This is a genomic window from Priestia sp. BR_2 (assembly GCF_041954005.1).
GTDB classification, from domain to species: domain Bacteria; phylum Bacillota; class Bacilli; order Paenibacillales; family Paenibacillaceae; genus Paenibacillus_AQ; species Paenibacillus_AQ lautus_A.
On sequence record NZ_JAVFHM010000188.1, the window covers coordinates 24,125 to 43,899 of the forward strand.

The window sequence follows — 19,775 nt, forward strand, 5'->3', positions numbered from 1 at the left end:
TCAATGGAACGTATTCGACGCTTTATACGCGAACTGTCGGAGCGGCAGTGGCTCGAATCGACGGAGCTTCGAGATTGGAACATTACCCGGTCCGCTTACATGGTTCCGGGCGTGTACGAAGAGACGTCCCCTTATCCGGAGGGGCAGAACTTCAACAGGTTTCCGAGCACGCAGGGGACAACCTATTTCTTTCGGAGGAATCTTGAGTTACCCCCTCAATGGGCAGATGGAGCGATTGGGCTCGTGTTTCAATCCGGGGGCGAGGGGCTGCTGCGCATTAATGGCGCGTCTTATCAGGGATTGGACCGGAATCATACTTTCGTTACGCTGGATGCGAAGCGGATCGGAATGAACATGGAGTTGGAGATCGAATTGTTCGATCCGATTCCGGAGCCGGTCGACCCGTTGAATCAGCAGGCTGTTATTCAGCCACCGATTACCCGCGTACAAAGTTTGCTTGTCCTCGTAAACGTGCCTGTCCAGAGCCTGATGTACACCGCTACCGTGATCCGGGATTCGCTTATCCTGCTGCTGGATACGGATATGCGGCGCATCCGCATGATGGAGGCGCTGTATCAGGCCATGGATCGCTTCGTAGGCTTGAATGACGCTGCCATCCGGGATGGTGCCGAGGTAACCGCGATTGAGCATGATCTGAAACAGTCGGTCGCAGCCATAGGCGGCCATGCCGAAGGCACCGAGCATATGGTGGGCCAGTCCCATATCGACATCGCCTGGCTGTGGCCCGTTCGGGAAACCGTACGAAAAACAAGCCGCACCTTCTCCACGATGGATGCGCTGATGAACGAATATCCCGAATTCAAGTACGCGCAGAGTCAGCCGCTGCTGTACCAATTCCTGAAGGATCACGATCCCGAGCTGTACGAGAGAGTGAAGGCCAGAATCAAGGAAGGGCGCTGGGAGCTGGTCGGCGGGATGTGGGTCGAACCGGACCTGAACATTCCGAGCGGGGAATCCCTCATGCGTCAAATGCTGTACGGGCAGCGCTTCTATCAAGAAGAGTTCGGCTTGACATCGCAAATCGAATGGCTGCCGGATACGTTCGGATACTGTGCATCCCTGCCTCAAATCTTGAAGCATGGCGGCATTCGTTATTTCATGACAACCAAGCTTGGCTGGAACGATACGAATGTGTTCCCATACGATCTATTCCATTGGGTCGGGATCGATGGAACGCCGATGCTCTCCTATCTGAACCATGGCGTGAACGAGAACACGCTGCCGAAGGACGTTCACGAGCATTGGCAGTCGTACCGTCAAAAGGCCGTTCATCCGGAGCAGATGCTGCTGTATGGACACGGCGACGGCGGCGGAGGCGTAACTCGCGAGATGCTGGAATACATCAACCGGGCCGAGCTGATGGTCGGTCAGCCTGCCAGCAAGTACAGCACGGCTGCCGAGTTTTTTGACGGGATCGACGCAGCTCAGCCGAAGCTGCCGAAATGGCGCGGGGATTTATACCTGGAGCTTCATCGAGGCACCTATACGACGCATGCACGAAACAAGCGCCATAACCGGAAAGCGGAAATCCTGTTCCGCGAGGCGGAGCTATGGAACTCGGTGGCTTTCCCGTCGATGGACAACGAGAAGAAGCAGGGCATCGTCAGCGAGCTGCATGACGGCTGGAAGCTGATTTTGCTGAATCAATTCCACGATATTATTCCGGGTTCTGCGATAACGGAATCTTACGTGACCTCCGAGAAGGAATACGCAGAGGTATTCCAAAAAGGAAATCGTAGCCTGGATCTCGGTCTTCAGGTATTGGCGGACCAGGCCGATACAGAAGGGGAAGGCGTTCCGTATGTTATCTTCAACGGACTAGGATGGAGAAGGGACGCCGTCATCTCGCTAGAAGCAGAGCATGGTCTTACACCGTACGATTCGGATGGCGCGCCGCTGCCATTCGATGCCTTATCCGGAGAGAACGGCGAAACCTCGCAGCGCTTGAACGTTCATGTTCAAGGCATCCCGGCTTTGGGATACACGACCATCTGGTTGAAGCCTTCGGCAGGAAACGGAAAGGCAGCGGAGAAGTCTACTACAGTGTTCGCAGATTCTTGGGAAACGGATTTCTATAAGGTCAGCTTTAACGAGCGCGGCGAAATCACGAGCCTGTGGGATAAAGAAGCACATCGGGAAGTAATCAAGCCGGGCGAAGCCGCGAATCGTTTCCACTTCTTCCATGACCGTCCGACGCTGTGGGATGCGTGGGATATCGATACCCGCTACGAGGAGCAACCCGCCGGCGATGCCGAGCTGATCGAGAAGAAGCTGGTGTCTGCGGGCGAAGTCCAGGATGTGCTGCGTTTCCGCTGGCGCATTCATCAGTCGGAGATCACGCAGGATATGATTTTTTATCATCATGACCGACGGATCGACTTCAAGACGTTTGTCAGCTGGAACGAATCGCATAAATTGTTGAAAGTCGGTTTCCCGATCGGCGTCGTTGCCGAGAAGGCCACCTACGAGATTCCGTTCGGAACCATTGAGAGACCGACCCATCGCAATACGAGCTGGGAGCAGGCGCAGTATGAAGTCTGCGGACACCGCTTCGCGGATGTGTCGGAGCATGGATACGGCGTCAGCCTGATCAACGACTGCAAATACGGATATGACGTTCAGGACAGCACGATCCGGCTGTCGCTGCTGCGCGCGCCGAAATGGCCGGATGTCACGGCGGATTTGGGAGAGCATGAGTTCACGTATTCCCTCTATCCGCATAACGGAGACTGGAGAAGCGCCGGAATCGTCCGCAAAGCAGCCGAGCTTAATCATGATCTGCCATGGGTGAGAACAGGTTCGAAGAAGGGTTCGCAGCCTGCCGTGCATTCGTTTATACCGTTCGAGAGCGATCACGTTATCCTGGATACCGTTAAGCCGGCAGAAGACGGCACGGGGTACGTCCTTCGGATGTATGAGTCCGCGGGCGGCCGGGATGCGGCAACTGTGAGCTGGCCTTATCCTTGCGAAAGGGTCCATCTATCCAACGCCTTGGAAGAAGAACTCGAACAACTGGATATCGCGGAAGGAAGGTTAACCCTTCAATTCCTGCCGTACGAGATCAAAACCATCAAATTGACCACACAACATACTTAGTCAAAGGAGCCAGAACAAATCATGGAACAATTCAGACTCCCCAAAATACCAATGCCGGAGCTAGAGCTGCCGCAATCCATTCAGGCGGTTTTGCAAGAGGCCGAAGAAAAGCTGGCGCACCGTCCCAAGCTGCTTCAGCTGTTCAAGAACACGTTCCCGAACACGCTGGAAACGACGACCAAATTGATGGAGGATGGCACGACGTTTGTGATCACCGGCGATATTCCGGCCATGTGGCTGCGCGATTCGGTAGAGCAAGTGATCCATTACATTCCGTTTGCCAAGAACGATCCGCAGCTTCAGCGGATTTTAAGCGGATTGATCAAACGCCATTTTCAATATATTCATATCGATCCTTATGCCAATGCCTTCAATGAATCGGCCAACGACTGGCACTGGAACACGACCGACGAAACGGACATGTCGCCATGGGTATGGGAGCGCAAATTCGAAATCGATTCGCTGTGCTTCTCCGTTCGCCTGGCCTACCTGTACTGGAAGGAAACCGGCCTGACGGATGTGTTCGACGCCAACTTTAAGTCGGCTATGATCAAAATCATCGAGCTGTTTAAAACCGAACAGCACCATTTCGAGAAATCGCCTTACCGTTTCACGCGGGATAACGGAATTCCAACCGACTCCTTGCGCAACAACGGTCTCGGCATGCCTGTGAATTATACGGGCATGATCTGGTCGGGCTTCCGTTCAAGCGACGATGCCTGTGATTTCCACTACAACATTCCGGGGAACATGTTTGCCGTTGTGGCCCTTCGTCAAATGCAGGAATTCGCGGAATGGGTGTTCCGTGACATGAAACTGCTGGATGAATTGAAACGACTTGAAGCCGACGTGGATCACGGAATTCAGTTGTACGGCATCTATCGTCATCCGGAGTTCGGTCCGATCTACGCCTATGAAACGGACGGTTACGGAAATTACTGCCTGATGGATGATGCGGGCACTCCAGGATTGATGTCCATTCCTTATCTGGGATATTGCTCAGCAGATGATCCTATCTACCAGAACACCAGACGGTTTGCGCTCAGCAAAGAAAATCCTTTCTACTACGAGGGGACCGTTGCCAAAGGCATCGGCAGTCCGCACACGCCGCCGGATTATATCTGGCATATGGCCTTGTCGATGCAGGGGATTACGGCGCAGACGGCAGAAGAGAAGCTGGAGATGATTGCGCTGCTGGAAGCGACCGATGCCGATACCGGCTTCATGCATGAAGGGTTCCATGCCGACGATCCGAAAGTCTTCACCAGGTCGTGGTTTGCCTGGTCCAACAGCCTGTTCTCGCAATTGGTGTACCAGGCGATGAAAGCAGGGATTCTATGAGCGGGCGCTTGATTGTATTTTACGATCCGTCCTTTCCGGCAGCAGAAGCTGCCGGTTTGCCGGCTAGCGCCGCGGCTCTGAATGCATTCGATGCGGCGTGCGGCGCCGAGGACCTCGCTGAAGCGCTGGCATCTTCAGGCGGACAAGGTGCAAGCTTTGTCAATTTGCACGCGCCTTATTTTCCGAAATCCGCCTGGAGAGCGATTCTGGACTTTCTGAGAAACGGCGGCGGCTTGGTCAGCGTTGGCGGCGCACCCTTCAAGCGTCCTGTCCGCAAAGAGGACGGCGCTTGGGTGGTGGAGCACGAACAGACGGCGTATCACCAGCAGCTTCATATTCATGAGGTGCTGCCTGTGGACAGCGGGCGTGTCGATCATTTGATTGCAAGCGACGTTATACCGCTGATGGAGGGCAGCCGGGAACGGTTAACCGTCAGCGATACGTGGAATTTGGTTCCGCATGTCACCAAGAGCAGTGATCTGCCTCATCAAATGGGATCGGCCGGGCCGATGGATACCCGGATTTACCCGCTCCTTAAGGGAAGCACGGCGAACGGGAGAGAGGTCGCCGCTCCGGTTGTTTTATGGGAAAATGTCGGCGGACCTTTCTTGGGCGGACGCTGGCTGTTTGTGAATCAGCCGCTCACCGCTTCCTTCTGGGAACAGGATGGAGGAGCAGAGGTGCGCCGCTGGGCGGCATTCTGCGCGAAGGGGATTACCGAGCTGTGGATCAAGCCGAATTATGCGACCTACGAGTCCGGCGAGCGCGCAATTCTGACCCTGCAGGCCCAAAGGCTTGGCCGGAGTCTGCCGGTTCATGAGCCGCAGCACTGGACGTTCCGCATCTCTGTCAAGCGAGACGGGGATGAATCTTCCGAATGGAATCATACCGTTACAGTTGACGTGACCGGGCAATTTCATGTACAGCGCATCCCGGTTGCGCTCGATATCAAGCCGGGAGCTTATCGCGTGGTGTGCGAAGCCGAAGGGCCGGACGGAGAAATCCGCAGGCTGAGACAAGGCTTCTGGGGAGCTGATCCGCAGCTGCTGCAAGCAGGCTCGCCCGTAACCTGCAACCGGGATTACTTCATCAAGGACGGCCGTCCGCTGCCGGTTGTCGGCATGACGTACATGACGTCCGATGTCGCGCGTAAATTCCTGTTCCTTCCGAATACGGATGTATGGGATCGTGATATGGCGCAAATGCGGGGTGCCGGCATCAACTGGATCCGCACCGGCATTTGGACCGCTTATCGCAATATTATGCAGGTGGACGGGCATGCATCCGAGGAGGTTATGCGTTCGATTGACGCCTTCCTGTTAACGGCGAAGAAGCATGATCTGCAGGTAACGTTTACCTTCTTCTCCTTCACGCCGGAGACATGGGAAGGCCAGAATCCTTACCTCGATCCGCGAAGCGTGGAAGCGCAGAAGCGGTTCATACGTTCCATCGTGACAAGGCACAAAGACACGAAAAATGTGGACTGGGACCTGATCAACGAGCCTTCCATGTTCGATCCGCCGCAAATTTTCTCGGACGGTCCGCGTTCGGCGAAGGATCCGTTCGAGCGGCAGGCTTATGTCGATTGGCTGAAAAATCGTCACGGCTCGATTGAGCGTTTACAGGAACGCTGGAACATGACGGCCGATCAGCTGCCGGGTTTTGACTCCGTGGTACCTCCGGAGCCTCAAGCCATAAATTTTGACGTTCAAGACATGCACCAGGGGAAAAAGGGCGGGCAATGGCTCGATTATGTATTGTTCTCCATGGATATGCATAACCGCTGGGCCAAGGAATTATATGAAGATATCAAAGCGGTGTGCCCGGATCATATGGTGACCGTCGGACAAGACGAGGCGCTTGGCGCACAGCGTCCATCCCCGTTCTTTTATGCCGAAGCCGTGGACTATACGACGGTTCACTCCTGGTGGTTCAACGACTATTTGATCTGGGACGGCATCTTTGCCAAAACCCCGGATAAACCGAACCTGATTCAGGAAACGGGTATTATGTACGTGGAAACACCGGACGGCCGGGCGAAGCGGAGCGAAGCCGAGCTTCGGAACCTGCTGGAGCGCAAGTATGCTTACGCTTTCTCTACCGGTGGCGCAGGAGCCATTCATTGGATCTGGAACACGAACTTCTACATGGATAATGCCAATGAATCGCATATCGGAGCTGTCCGCGCCGATGGCACGGAGAAACCGGAAGCGGACGTATCCTATGATTTCGGCGCCTTCATGGAAGGCATCCGGGATTTGTTTGCAGGCCGGAAGCTTGAAGAGACCGCGGTCATCTTCCCTTATTCCAACGATTTCTCCAACCGGAAGCTTGCGTTTGAAGCGACGACGAAGGCGACGCGCGCGCTTGCTTACGAGCTGAACGTGCCGTTCCGTGCCGTTGGGGAGTATGATTTAAGCTCGCTGCGCAGCAATCCGGCGAAATTCATCATTCTGCCGAGCGCCCACAATGTGGATGACCAGGCGTTTGCCGAATTGATAACGATCGTGGAGGAAACGGGAGCCACGCTGCTCCTGACCGGTCCGATCGGTCTGGATGCTTACTGGCATCCGGTTGATCGCATGACCGCAGAGCTGGGCGAGCGCAAGCTGGCAAATGTGCGCCGGGAAGAAAGCTTGCGCCTAGGGGATCGTGCATGGCCCGTTTCATATGGGCACCGCAAGATTGCCGAGCTGAGCAAGGAAATTCCGGCAGGCAGCGTGGCTAAACCGGCAGACGCAGCCGGCGACTCGATCGTGGACGTGAAGCTTGGGGCAGGACGTCTGCTCTGGAGCCCGCTTCCGGTAGAACTGAACGACCGGATCGACGCCATTTCGGCTTTGTACCGGCATGCATTGGAGCTTTCCGCAGCCGACACGGGGCTGATCTGGAATCAAGGCGGAGAACATTCGGGCGTATACGGACGCAAAGTAACGTTTGAAGAAGGAGCGCTCTTCGTCTTCGGCTCAGAGCAATCGTGGGATGCGAACGTCGAGGTGAAGGATCCTTCAACCGGCCTTACCTATTCATTCGTGCTTGAGGCGGATCGCTCGGTCTTGTTCGCAGTGGATGCGAGCGGCGACCTGTTATCGGTGTACCGTCCGGATGAAGTCGAAATCACCGTATCGAAAGGCTAACATAAGGGGGACTAAGTAGAGATGGACCAATCCAGAAAGGCACATATCATTTCTCATACTCACTGGGACCGCGAGTGGTATTTGCCGTACGAAAAGCACCATGTGCGGTTAATCGAGCTGATGGACAGCTTGCTTGAGACGATGGAAAAGGACTCGGAATACCGCAGCTTTTTCCTTGATGGCCAGACGATTATTATCGAAGATTATTTACAGGTAAGACCTGAGAAAAAAGAACAGCTGGAGAAGCTGATCACGGACGGCCGCATCATCATCGGTCCTTGGTACATCCTGCAGGATGCTTACCTGACGAGCAGCGAGGCCAACGTGAGAAATATGCAGATCGGGCACCAGGATGCGAAGCGGTACGGCACGGTTGCCAAAATCGGTTATTTCCCGGATACGTTTGGACTTACGGGCCAAATCCCGCAGCTGATGCTCCAGTCCGGCATCGATAACGCCTTCTTCGGGCGGGGCGTGAAGCCGACGGGCTTTAACAATACCGTCTCCGACAGCGGCTATGAATCTTCGTTCTCCGAGCTGATGTGGGAAGGTCCGGACGGCTCCAAGGTGCTGGGCATCCTGTTTGCCAACTGGTACAGCAACGGCAACGAAGTTCCCGTGGATGAAGCCGAGGCGAAGGCGTTCTGGGACCGCAAGCTGGCGGATGCCGAGAAGTACGCTTCCACGCCTGAGCTGCTGTACATGAACGGTTGCGACCATCAGCCGATTCAGACTGATCTTCCGGAAGGCATTCGTACAGCGACGAAGCTGTATCCGGATACGGAGTTTATCCACTCCAATTTCGACGATTACTTGAAAGCCGTCCGCGAGAAGCTGCCGCAGGATCTTTCCTCCGTCAAAGGAGAGCTCCGCAGCCAGCGCACCGATGGATGGGGAACGCTCGTGAACACCGCTTCTGCGCGCGTATACCTGAAGCAGATGAACCAGCGCGGCCAGACTCTGCTGGAAAAAGTGGCCGAGCCGCTGGCATCCTACGCCAGCCTGCTTGGCAAGGAGTATCCGCATCATCTGTTCACCTATGCGTGGAAGACGCTGATGCAGAATCATCCGCATGACAGCATCTGCGGCTGCAGCGTGGACGAAGTTCACCGCGAGATGGTCACCCGCTTCGAGAAAAGCGCCCACGTGGCGGAAAATATCGTGGACGACAGCGTGCGCGTCATCGCGGATGCGGTGGACACGACCGGATTCGAGCAATGGGGCACCGACCTGCTGCCGCTGGTTGTATTCAATACGACCGGATGGGAACGCAGCGGTACGGTCAGCATCGAGCTGGACGCGAAACGCCTCTATTTCCGGGAAGGCTATTCGCTTGAGGAAACCAGCCGCCGGATGAAGGAAGTCGACTTGTCCGGCCGCGTGCTGGTTAACGCTGAAGGTCAGGCCGTGCCTTGCACCGTAGAGGACCTCGGACTTCAATTCGGGTACGATCTGCCGGACGACCGTTTCCGCCAGCCTTACATGTGCCGCCGCGTGAGACTGACTTTCGAGGCAAGCGACATTCCTGCCATGGGCTTGACTGCCTATGCTTGGGTGAAGAGCGAAGTGAAGCCTGCCGAGACGGGATCCCTGATCAGCCAGTCGAACGTGTTGGAAAATGACCTGATCAAGGTCGAAATCCAAGCGGACGGTTCCTTCTTCCTGACGGATAAAAAGAACGGACAAGTATACCGCGATCTGGGCGTTTATGAAAATACCGGAGACATCGGTAACGAATATATGTACAAACAGCCGGACGGCGAAATTCCATTGACAACCAAAGGATTGACCGCCGAAATTACGGTTCTGGAAGACACGCCTTACCGGGCATCCGTTGAAATCGTTCATAACTGGTCCATTCCGGCTATGGCGGACAGCAAGCTGGATGAAGAGCAGCATGAGCTTGTGTATTATCCGAACCGCAAAGCGCAAAGATCAAGCGAGATGGTGCCGATGCGCATACGTACCGTGGTCAGCTTGAACCGCAGCGGCAAAGGCGTGGAGATCGAAGCCACGTTGGATAATCAGGCGAAGGATCATCGGGTGCGTGCTTTGTTCCCGACCGATTTGGAGGCATCTTCCCATTACGTGGATTCCATGTTCGAAGTGGCGAAACGGGATAATGAACCGGCTGCCGAATGGGAGAACCCGAGCTACACGGCTCATCAACAGGCCTTCGTGGACGTTACGGCAGCTGCGGCAGGACTGACGGTGGCCAACCAGGGCTTAAACGAGTACGAAGTCCTGCGGGACGGTCGGAATACGATTGCCGTTACGCTGCTTCGCTCCGTAGGCGAGCTCGGCGATTGGGGTTACTTCCCGACGCCTGAAGCCCAGTGCATCGGCGTTCATACGGTACGTATGGAGGTCATTCCGCATCAAGGCGACGGCATCGCTTCCGGTGCTTATGCCGAGGCTTACCAGTTCCAGATTCCATGGACGGCTGCCCAGACCGGCGTTCATACCGGACAGGTGGCTTCCACGTCTGCGCCGCTGGCATGGAGCCGCGAAGAGCTTGCATTCTCTTCCCTGAAAGTGAATCCGAACACAGGGGACTTGATGCTGCGCTGGTTCAATATGGCAGGCACAGATGCTGAGCTTGCGTTGACATCTTCCCTGCCGTCCCAGGGCGTGTATAAGAGCAATATTCTGGAGGAAGAGGGAGCGATTCAAAGCTTTGACAATCACGGAAGCTTTACGCTGCCGGTGAAACCTTATGAGATCTTGACGCTGGGCGTTAAAGTTTCAGCCGAGTAAGTTTCGATCAAATATACGCCGGGCATGGTGATCCATCCCGGCTAGCAAAAGCCCGATTCCGAAATGACAGGGATCGGGCTTTGCTGTCTTGCAATGTGATAGGCATCATCTCAAAAACAGAATGGAGGTATGGAGATGAAGATTTATTTTGATAACCTGCCGGAGAAGCTGCTTGAAGGGGTTGGCGAGCTCTCGGACATAGTGGATATCCGCATTACGGAGGGAGAGGGCCTAAAGATTCGAGTCATTCAGGCTCCAGGACCGATCCAGGCATCATTAAAGGATGGGCAGGGGACGATCCGATACCAGGAGAAGATTCATTTTTTTCGTGCTTTAGGGGTGTTTCTGGAGCAGGCGAGGGAGCGTGACCGGTTCGAGCTGACCGAGGAGCCCAGGTTTGACTTCAACGGCACGATGCTTGACGTTTCGCGCAATGGCGTGCTTAAGGTTCAGGTGATCAAGCAGTTTATCCGCTATATGGCTTTGATGGGGCTGAACGGGCTGATGATGTATACCGAGGATACGTACGAGATGAAAGAGCAGCCGTATTTCGGTTATATGCGCGGCCGGTACACGGCTTCGGAAATGAAGGAATGCGACGATTACGCGGACCTGTTCGGCATCGAGATGATCCCCTGCATCCAGACTTTGGGGCATCTGCAGCAAGCGCTGAAATGGGGCTATGCCGCGGATTTGAAGGATCATGCGGATATTTTGCTTGCAGGCGAGCCGAAGACGTATGCTTTCATCGAACAGATGATCACCGCCGCATCCGGGATGTTCCGTTCCAAGCGGATTCACATCGGGATGGACGAGGCGTTTCAGGTCGGCCTTGGCAAGTATTTAAAATTGAACGGCGTCCAGGACCGGTTTCAGATTATGAATGACCATGTCAGCCGGGTGCTTGCCATTACCGAGCGCCTCGGACTCCGGCCGATGATCTGGAGCGACATGTATTTTAATTTGCTGGCCAACGATTATCAAGGTTCGCTGTACAATCTGGATGCGGATTTTTCCGACGATAATATGAGCCGCATTCCCCAAGGCGTCCAATTCGTGTATTGGGATTACGGACGTAGGGATGAACAGGGGTATGAGCGGCTGTATGAGAAGCATATGAAGCTGGGCTCCAAGCCGATTTTTGCCGGCGGCATTCATATGTGGAACAGCATCAGCCCGAACAACGGCAAGACCTGGATGACCAGCCATCCTGCCCTGCGCGCCGCCAAAACGAAAGGGATCCGCGAAGTCATCGCCACCGCCTGGGGGGATAACGGAAACGAAACCAATCACCTGGTCATCCTGGCGGGCCTCCAGCTGTTTGCTGAGCATGGGTACGGAGACGATATCAGCGACGAGCTTCTGGCAAGAAGGCTTGCGGCTTGCACGGGCATCGATTTGTTCGGACCGCTGAACGCGCTGAAATATATGGATGAGGTTCCCGGCGTGTCGGAGGGAAATCACTGGATGGCCAATCCTTCGAAGTATTTGTTGTGGCAGGATCCTTTGCTGGGGCTGCTGGACAAGCATGTGGAGGGGAAAGCGGATTCCGTGCTGCCTGGACATTACGCCGGTCTGGAGCAGAGATGGCGGGAATGCAAGGAACAGTACCCGGCACCGTTTAACCGCCTGTTTGATTTTTATGAAAAATTGGCCTCGGTCCTCGTTATCAAGAGCAACCTGGGCCTTACGTTGAAAAGGCTTTACGACACACGAAACAAAGACCGTCTTGCTGAGCTTGCTTCCGCGGCGGATTCCCCGTTAAACGACCTGAAGCGGCGCATCGAGGCATTGCGTTTATCGCACAGGGGACTGTGGATGAGCACGTATAAGCCATTTGGCTGGGAGGTGCTGGATCTCCGCTACGGCGGGCTGCTCGCGCGAATCTCCTCTACGCGGGACCGCCTTGCGGATTATGTGGAAGGCGTAGTCGACGAAATCGAGGAGTTGGAAGCCGACCGGATGCTTTTCGATCAGAATGGTCTAACCGACAGACCGCTGGAGGTTAATGTAACCTATCAGGCGGCCGTGACGGCGTCCTGCTTCATCTAATGAAAAAGCTGCTCTTCCAAGGTCACTGTAGACGCTTGGAGGGCAGCCTTTTTTCTAAGGGGCTTGGGTTATGGCTTCTCCCCTTGTGTTTGTTCTTTCTCGTAGGCAATCAGCGTGATCTCTTTGCCCGTCAGCTCGGCAATTTTGGTTTCGGCGTCTTCAATTGCCTTCAAAGTGCCTTCATTTCCGTTGAGCGCAGCGATTTTGTATTCATCCGAATGGATATCCATGGTGAACTCCCCCCCTTGGCTGGTTAATTCATGTTATATAATGATAAGGTATCCTTTACAATAAAGTTACATACCTGGGGGTGGGATTCATGATTCAATTTGAAGGACTGCACCATGTGAGCTTGGCGGTGCGCGACTTGGAGAAGGCGAAGTTTTTTACTCGGACGTTCTCAAGTTTCGGGAGCTGCCGCGTCCGCCGTTTGATTCGAAAGGGGTATGGTATGCCGTCGGGGGCCAGCAGCTCCATCTGCTGGAGCATCCCGTCAGCGATACGCTGCGGGAGCGGGGCATCGATACAACGGACGGACATTTCTCGGTATGGGTGAAGAGCTACCGCGAAACCAAGGAATGGCTGGACCGGATGAACGTCGAGTATGTAGCCAAACCCGACAGCGTTGCAGGCTTCGCCCAGATATTCGTACTCGATCCGGACCGCAACATTATTGAATTCGGAGCAGAGTACGGCTCGTAAAACGTTAAACCTAAAAAGCCAAACACTTGTGCAGTGTTTGGCTTTTTCATGGTCGCGCCTTATTTTTGGATGAGGACGGGGGTGTTCATTTTTACCTTGTCGTAGAGCCATCGCACGTCCTTGTTGTGCATCCGGATACAACCCGCGGATACGTACTTTCCGATCGAATTCGCGTTGTTGTTGCCGTGGATGGCATAAGCGTAACTGGTTCGGCCGTTCACTTTCACATTAATGCCGAGCCAGCGGTCCCCAAGCGGGTTGCGGGGGTCTCCTCCCTTGATGCCTTCCTTGTAGTACGGTCTGTTCTTCACTTTTTCGTGGATTTTGAACAGTCCCTCCGGCGTATAGGAGGGTTTTTTGCCGGTGGCCACGGGGAAAGTTTTTATGACCTTGCCTTTTTCGTAATACGTCAGCTTGTTGGTGGATTTGTCAATGACGATAAACTGTGCGTACTTGGTGTACTTACTGTCCAGCTTCTGTCCTGCTGCCGCACCTTGGGTAACGGAGGGGAGAAAGAATACGAGCAGTAAGGCGAAGACCAGTATGCGGCCGATGCCCTTAATGATGTCCGATCACCTCTTTTCGTTCTCCCCCATATATATGCGGGGATTCGCGAATGTTGACGGAAATGTGCAGCTGCCGGAAATAGAACAAGTTGTTTTCAAAGATCAAGCGGCAGGGGCATTATGGGATATTCCATCTAAAAAACGATAGTGTCATGGCTGCGCTCAATTTGTGCTTTTAAGGGACTTTGCTGTAAGGGGTCAACGCAAATTACTGGATGGTATTTGAAAACGACATGAGTGTCGTTTATAATATGACATGAAAAACGACACCAGTGTCAGTTTAAGGTCGAAGGTGGGGAGGATTATGTGTCCAAGGGTCAGCGACGAATACAAGCAGCAGAAAAAACTTGAAATCTTGAGGGCAGCCAGGCGCGTCTTTATTAGGAAGGGTTATACCCGCACCGTGATGCAGGACATCATGGAGGAAGCCGGCATGTCCCGCGGCGCCGTGTACGCGTATTTTGGCAATGTGCAGCATGTTTTTCTGGAGGTTCTGCGTTATGACGATCAGGAGGCGCTCCGTTTTTTTGAACCGGATTCGCCACATTCGATATGGAAGCAATTGTTGGACTGGATCAAGAAACAGCAGGAGGACATCTCGCTGATCCATCACTCGCTTGTACTCGCCAGGGCGGAATACTTCCTGTCTTCCTCTTATGATCATGCGAAGCAAGAAGATCCCTATATTACCGAGCGCTATCAGATTACGGTCGAGGCTCTGTGCGGGGTCATCCGGAAGGGGCAGGAGCAGGGGGAGTTTCGGCCGCGTCTGGAACCGGAAGCCATCGCACGGTACATGATCTCGTTTCTCAACGGACTCATGCTGGATACCTTCCAGCTTGGGGCTGGGGTGACTTGCGTGCCGGAGCAGCTGGAATCTTTCCTCTTCTCTCTCGGCGAAATGCTAAATCCGATAACCATAGAATCATGATGACAGAAAGGGGCTTATAGCAATGCTGTTTGATTCTGCTAGATTGTCTTGTCGAAAAATGACCATGGATGACGCGGAGCTGTATCATACCTGGCGCAATGACCTGGACGTGATGCAATCCACCAGTCCCAGCTTGGATACTTACCAAATGGAGGAGACCAAGGACTTCGTTCAGCATGTGATCCTCGGCACTCCGTCCTCGAAGAGCTATCTGATCCAGGCGAAGGAAACAGGCCAACCGATCGGCATCATGTCGTTGGTCGGCATCGATTTCAAGAATCGCAATGCGGAGTGCATCATCGACATCGGCGATAAGAATTATTGGGGCAGGGGATACGGCTCGGAAGCGATGAAGCTGCTGCTGGATTATGCCTTTTTGGAGCTGAATCTGCACCGGGTAAGCCTGCGGGTGTTCTCCTTTAACCATAAAGCGATCAAGCTGTACGAAAAAATCGGCTTCGTCCACGAAGGCAGCTCCAGACAGAGCTTGTACCGGAACGGTGCCTGGCATGACATTGTGCACATGGGGCTTTTGCAGAGCGAGTATACCGCCAACGGTTGATTTTCCCGCGCTTCCATAATAAGGTAGGTATGAGAAGACAAAAGAGGGAATGGGAGAATCAATCATGTCCGAAAATGAAGTGTTATCGATTGAAGACCTGCGCATGAAATATGATAACCGTTATGTATTGAACGGGATTGATCTGAAGGTCAACCGCGGCGAGATGATAGGATATATCGGTCCGAACGGGGCGGGAAAGAGCACGACGGTTAAAATTATGCTTGGGCTGGTTGAAGGGTATACGGGAACGGTCCGCATATTCGGCCAGGATATTTCCGACGGGAATATCGATTATAAACGGAAAATCGGGTATGTGCCCGAGGTGGCGGAATTATACGATCAGTTAACGGCCGCGGAATATCTGACTTTTATCGGCGAATTGTACGGACTTACATACGATGCTGCGGATTATAAGGCAAAACATTTGATGGACTGCTTTGACATGCAAAAGGCTTACCATGCTCGGATCGCCACGTTTTCAAAAGGAATGCGGCAAAAGGTGCTGCTGATCTCGAGTCTCCTGCATGACCCGGATCTCTTGTTCCTTGATGAGCCCTTAAGCGGGCTGGATGCAAACAGCGTGATGGTGGTCAAGGAGGTACTGGCGCAGTTGTCGGCACAGGGCAAGACGATTTTTTATTCCTCGCATATCATGGACGTCGTCGAGAAAATCAGCAGCCGGATCGTTCTGCTCGCAGACAGCCGGGTGGTGGCGGACGGAACGTTTAAAGAGCTGCAGCAGCATTCCCATGAAGGGTCGCTGGAAGAGGTGTTCAATCAGCTGACGGGCTTCAATGACCATGCCAGCATCGCAGAGCGGTTCGTATCGATCGTTCGGGAGGGAAGCTGATATGGCGGGCCCGGAAGTTTCATTTCGAATGCTGAAGCTGCTGGATCGGTTTCAAGGGGTTATCTCGAGACTGGGCGTCGACTATGAAACGCTGCGGCGGATCTTGCATGTCAAGCTGCTGATGGACTCGAGGCGGTCACCCGTCATATTATCTTCAAACAGCCGGAAGGCTGAAGAGCAGGACAAAAACCTGTTTGTCAGTTCCCTCTGGTTGTATGGCTTAATCGGGCTTGTCCTGACGCCGTTTGTGTTCTGGAGCGATCCGGAATATCTGATGCCGATGAGCATCCTGTCCGCCATCCTCATGTTCCTGATCATGACCTCCATGATTTCGGATTTCTCATCCGTGCTTTTGGATGTGCGCGACCGCAGCATTCTGATGACGAAACCGATCGACGGCCGCACGGTCGGCGTGGCCAGATCGATTCATGCCGGTATTTATTTGCTGCTGCTGACCGGAGCGCTATCGGCCGCTTCACTTGCCGTGGGGCTGTTTAAGCATGGCGTGCTGTTCTTCCTGATCTGCATCCTTGAGCTTATTCTCATGAATATGCTCATACTGGTGAGCACCTCCATGATTTATCTGGTGCTGCTGAAATATTGGGACGGAGAGAAACTGAAGGATCTGATCAATTATGTACAGATTGGGCTTTCCGCTACGCTGGCCATCGGCTATCAGTTCGTGATCCGTTCATTTGATTTGATTGATTTCAATTTGGTATTTACGCCGGCCTGGTGGCAGGTCCTGCTTCCGCCCGTATGGTTTGCGGCCCCATTTGAATGGATGTTCGGCGAGGGGAGCGGGTGGCTGATTGTCCTATCCTTACTGGCCGTGTTCGTTCCGGTTCTGCTCATGGTGGCGTACCTTCGTTATATTCCATCCTTCGAGCAGTATCTGGAAAAGCTGGCGCACAGCGAAGCGGGAAAAGGGCGGGAGCGCGGTCGGTTTGACAGGTTTTTGGCCAAAATCGTATGCCGGTCCCGCACGGAACAGGCATGTTTCCGGTTATCTGCCAGCATGTTGAAGAACGAGAGAGAATTCAAGCTGAAGGTGTATCCTACGCTCGGGTTGTCCGTTCTGCTGCCCTACTTGTTCTTTTTCTCCACGATCCGTAATTCCTCCCTGGCGGAAATCGGCAGGGGATCGTCGTACTATGTGCTGCACGTCATGCTTATCATGATTGTAACCGTCGTGATGATGTTGAAATTCTCCGGTAAACCCAAGGCCTTCTGGCTGTTTGGGGCGGCCCCGCTGCCAAGCATGAGTCCCTTATATCAAGGAGCTTTAAAGGCCTTTGCCATAAAAATGTTCCTGCCGTTGTTCACTGTGAATGCGATCGTATTCCTGATCATATTCGGTATTCGGATCCTACCGGACGTTCTCATCATTCTTCTTACCGGCTTGGTGCTGATTCCTGTGTCGGCCAAGGCGATGCTTCGCCATCCGCCGTTCTCCCAAGCGTTTAATATGGCTCAGCAAAAAGACGGCTGGTGGGTGCTGGTGTTCATTATCGTTGTCGGCGGGTTATGCGGCTTGCACTATTTTAGTAGCACGGTTACCTACGGTATATCGGCCTATATCGTCGTGCTGCTGGCTGCCAATGGTTTGGCTTGGACCAGACTGTATAAGTGACTGCTTTACTCATACACAAAAACATTCCGGCTAACAAGGCGCATCCTTTTGAAAGGTTGGGGACGAGAACGGAATAAAAGGGGAGGGGCATCCGGCGGATGCCTCTTCTTGGAATGCAGATTAGTTGATCCTAACTTAATATCTAATTGTGTAAGGTTTATGTCAGAATAAAATAAATTCTGTCGTTCCTTAATGGTTGAACAGGAACGTAGGTTCGTATATAATAGAGTTATATCTAGTTATCTCCTTTTATAAACTCTACACTTCATAGATCCATGATGGATTCCCCCACATATGTATTTAATTACCTGTTGTTATGCCTACATGGCCTTATATAATCGACTTAGATGATGATGTCAGGATGTTACGCATCGTGCGACACGAGTTTATTCTGGCTTAGTCATGTTCATAAGGTCGTGGATTCTTGATCATTGATGCTCGTTTTTTGTTTTGCGGATTGAACGTTGCAGTGGTTTGCTTCGTCTTGGCGTTATAAGTTCCGGGCCGTTGTGCTTGGTAATTGTATACCAGCCGGAGCTATTGACGCCGTTCGATGTTATTGCATTTTTCATCAGAGCTTCCAGACATATAAGAAATGGCAGGCGCCATCGGAATTGACCTCAAGAACATGCATCATTCAGGGACGACTCGATAGAATCTGAAGGCTGAAGATATACGTTTCTTAGAGACGTTATAACCATTCAGCTCAGCCAGGATGAATCGGGAAGTGGCGTTGTACACATTAAACCATTTCTTTACGGTGTAGGGAGGAAATCTTTGAATGGAAGCTATTTGGTTTATGGTGTTTTCGACTTTTGAAACACTGGCGATTTATTCACTGATCATGACATTGCTTAGATTTAAAACAACGGAGTACATATGGCAAGCCCTGCTGGTTATGATCCTTGCCAATCTACAGAGTTACATCATGCGGAATGAACTCTCGCTCGATTTTCTTGCCCCGCTTATTACGGTAATGATCTTTGTGTTCTTGTTCTCGGCCATCATTAAAATTCCAGTCATTTGGTCGGCGATTTGCACCATTATAGGCTACATGTTCTACGCGTTGATTCAAACCGCCTATTTGACTACGGTGTTCGGATCGATCAATGCCATTCAGACCGATCCTGCCAAAGGTTACATCCTTCAAGTTCTGTCAGGAGCGACGGGACTGCTGATATCCTGGTTGATGTACAGGTTCGGTATCGGGTTTAAGTACGACCTGGAGAAGCTGCGCATTAAATTTGAACATATTCTGTTGATCGCTTTAATTATCGTAGTGCTGATATTAATTGCCATTCTGTTTTACCTCAACCGCCTGTGGCTGCATCTTCTCTTCTTTGGAATCACATTTGGAATCTTCTTGTATTATGCCATCAATACAGAGGAGCGGGAGTCTTATGATCATAGAAGGACTGTCAGAGCGGATAGCGGAGAGGATCAAACGTCAGGTTCCTGATCATCCGTCCTCCGTTCCTGTTTTGAAGCACGCGCTCGCCATTCTATTCAACGTGATGTTCATTGTCGTATTCACGCTGCTGATTTCGATCTTCTCGGGTAACGTGAGAGAGGCGGTCATAGCCTTGACGGGCTTCGCAATACTGAGGCAATTCTCGGGAGGGTATCACCTTAAGACGGGGGCCGGCTGTATTGCGTTCACGACAGCACTGTTTACCTTGGTGACTTTCGTTGATATGGGGATTGCAGCTGTGCTCGTTATGAATGCGCTTAGTCTGTTGCTGGTTATGCTGTTTGCTCCCAGCCGAATCGAGAGACAATCCCGGATACCGAGCAAGCATTACTCTAAGCTCCGCTTGATTAGCTGCTTCATCGTGATGTTCAATTTTGTCCTTCAGTCCCCAACATTGGCTGTCATATTTTTAATCCAGGCTATTAGTTTATTACGCTGGAAAGGAGGACAAGCTCATGTTATGGATCCATAAGATTCGTCATCGTTTTTTTTCGTTCATCGCATCTGCACTGACGTTGGTAGCCGTATTTGTCGTTAATACTGCAAGTCCCGTATTTGTGTATAGCGGAGAGACGCCGGAAGAACTTTTGAAATAAATCTTGATCCAATTGATACGGGGACTGGGGTACACCAAATTTGTGGTAAGTTCATGGTTG

Annotated in this window: 14 protein-coding genes and 1 pseudogene; 13 read left to right on the forward strand and 2 right to left on the reverse strand. The window is 52.7% G+C overall.

What is annotated here, in order from left to right:
- The first annotated feature begins 3 nt into the window (after positions 1–3).
- From RB298_RS10420 to RB298_RS10440, 5 genes are all read left to right on the forward strand, one after another.
- Positions 4–3,117, forward strand: a complete 3,114-nt coding sequence (locus tag RB298_RS10420; protein ID WP_486047027.1) for an alpha-mannosidase — start codon at positions 4–6, stop codon at positions 3,115–3,117.
- Positions 3,118–3,138: 21 nt separating this feature from the next.
- Entirely contained in the window at positions 3,139–4,458 is a 1,320-nt protein-coding gene (locus RB298_RS10425) for a glycoside hydrolase family 125 protein (protein ID WP_015734277.1), read from the forward strand.
- Entirely contained in the window at positions 4,455–7,595 is a 3,141-nt protein-coding gene (locus RB298_RS10430) for a beta-galactosidase (protein WP_486047028.1), read from the forward strand. The genes RB298_RS10425 and RB298_RS10430 overlap by 4 nt, the downstream gene beginning before the upstream one ends.
- Positions 7,596–7,616: 21 nt before the next feature.
- Positions 7,617–10,352, forward strand: coding sequence for an alpha-mannosidase (locus tag RB298_RS10435; RefSeq protein ID WP_486047029.1), 2,736 nt, complete (start codon positions 7,617–7,619; stop codon positions 10,350–10,352).
- A gap of 135 nt (positions 10,353–10,487) precedes the next feature.
- A complete protein-coding gene (locus RB298_RS10440; protein WP_486047030.1) occupies positions 10,488–12,404 on the forward strand; it encodes a family 20 glycosylhydrolase in 1,917 nt (638 codons plus the stop codon).
- Positions 12,405–12,472: 68 nt separating this feature from the next.
- On the opposite strand, the gene RB298_RS10445 is transcribed toward RB298_RS10440, so the two are convergent.
- On the reverse strand, positions 12,473–12,634 hold the full coding sequence (locus RB298_RS10445) for a hypothetical protein (protein ID WP_015734281.1): 162 nt from the start codon (positions 12,632–12,634) through the stop codon (positions 12,473–12,475).
- Positions 12,635–12,723: 89 nt separating this feature from the next.
- On the opposite strand from RB298_RS10445, the pseudogene RB298_RS10450 reads away from it, so the two are divergent.
- A pseudogene (locus RB298_RS10450) lies at positions 12,724–13,106 on the forward strand (VOC family protein).
- Between the two features lie 59 nt (positions 13,107–13,165).
- Here RB298_RS10450 and RB298_RS10455 read toward each other — a convergent pair.
- Positions 13,166–13,672 (reverse strand): L,D-transpeptidase, encoded by a 507-nt coding sequence (locus RB298_RS10455; RefSeq protein WP_306436885.1) that lies wholly within the window; start codon positions 13,670–13,672, stop codon positions 13,166–13,168.
- 304 nt (positions 13,673–13,976) lie between these two features.
- Between RB298_RS10455 and RB298_RS10460 the strand changes: the two genes are divergently transcribed.
- The 7 genes from RB298_RS10460 (at position 13,977) to RB298_RS10490 (ending at position 19,715) form a co-directional block, all read left to right on the forward strand.
- Complete coding sequence (locus RB298_RS10460; protein ID WP_486047031.1) at positions 13,977–14,603, forward strand: TetR/AcrR family transcriptional regulator; 627 nt, start codon at positions 13,977–13,979, stop codon at positions 14,601–14,603.
- Between the two features lie 22 nt (positions 14,604–14,625).
- The gene (locus RB298_RS10465) at positions 14,626–15,165 is read left to right on the forward strand and encodes a GNAT family N-acetyltransferase (protein WP_192569188.1); all 540 of its coding nucleotides are present in this window, start codon (positions 14,626–14,628) and stop codon (positions 15,163–15,165) included.
- A gap of 64 nt (positions 15,166–15,229) precedes the next feature.
- The gene (locus RB298_RS10470; RefSeq protein ID WP_486047032.1) at positions 15,230–16,015 is read left to right on the forward strand and encodes an ABC transporter ATP-binding protein; all 786 of its coding nucleotides are present in this window, start codon (positions 15,230–15,232) and stop codon (positions 16,013–16,015) included.
- Position 16,016: 1 nt separating this feature from the next.
- Positions 16,017–17,648, forward strand: coding sequence for a hypothetical protein (locus tag RB298_RS10475; RefSeq protein WP_486047033.1), 1,632 nt, complete (start codon positions 16,017–16,019; stop codon positions 17,646–17,648).
- Between the two features lie 781 nt (positions 17,649–18,429).
- Entirely contained in the window at positions 18,430–19,107 is a 678-nt protein-coding gene (locus RB298_RS10480) for a hypothetical protein (RefSeq protein ID WP_119849230.1), read from the forward strand.
- Positions 19,049–19,591 (forward strand): accessory gene regulator ArgB-like protein, encoded by a 543-nt coding sequence (locus tag RB298_RS10485; RefSeq protein ID WP_051425425.1) that lies wholly within the window; start codon positions 19,049–19,051, stop codon positions 19,589–19,591. The genes RB298_RS10480 and RB298_RS10485 overlap by 59 nt, the downstream gene beginning before the upstream one ends.
- Positions 19,575–19,715 (forward strand): cyclic lactone autoinducer peptide, encoded by a 141-nt coding sequence (locus RB298_RS10490; RefSeq protein WP_009589655.1) that lies wholly within the window; start codon positions 19,575–19,577, stop codon positions 19,713–19,715. Before RB298_RS10485 ends, RB298_RS10490 begins: the two co-directional genes overlap by 17 nt.
- Positions 19,716–19,775 lie beyond the last annotated feature (60 nt).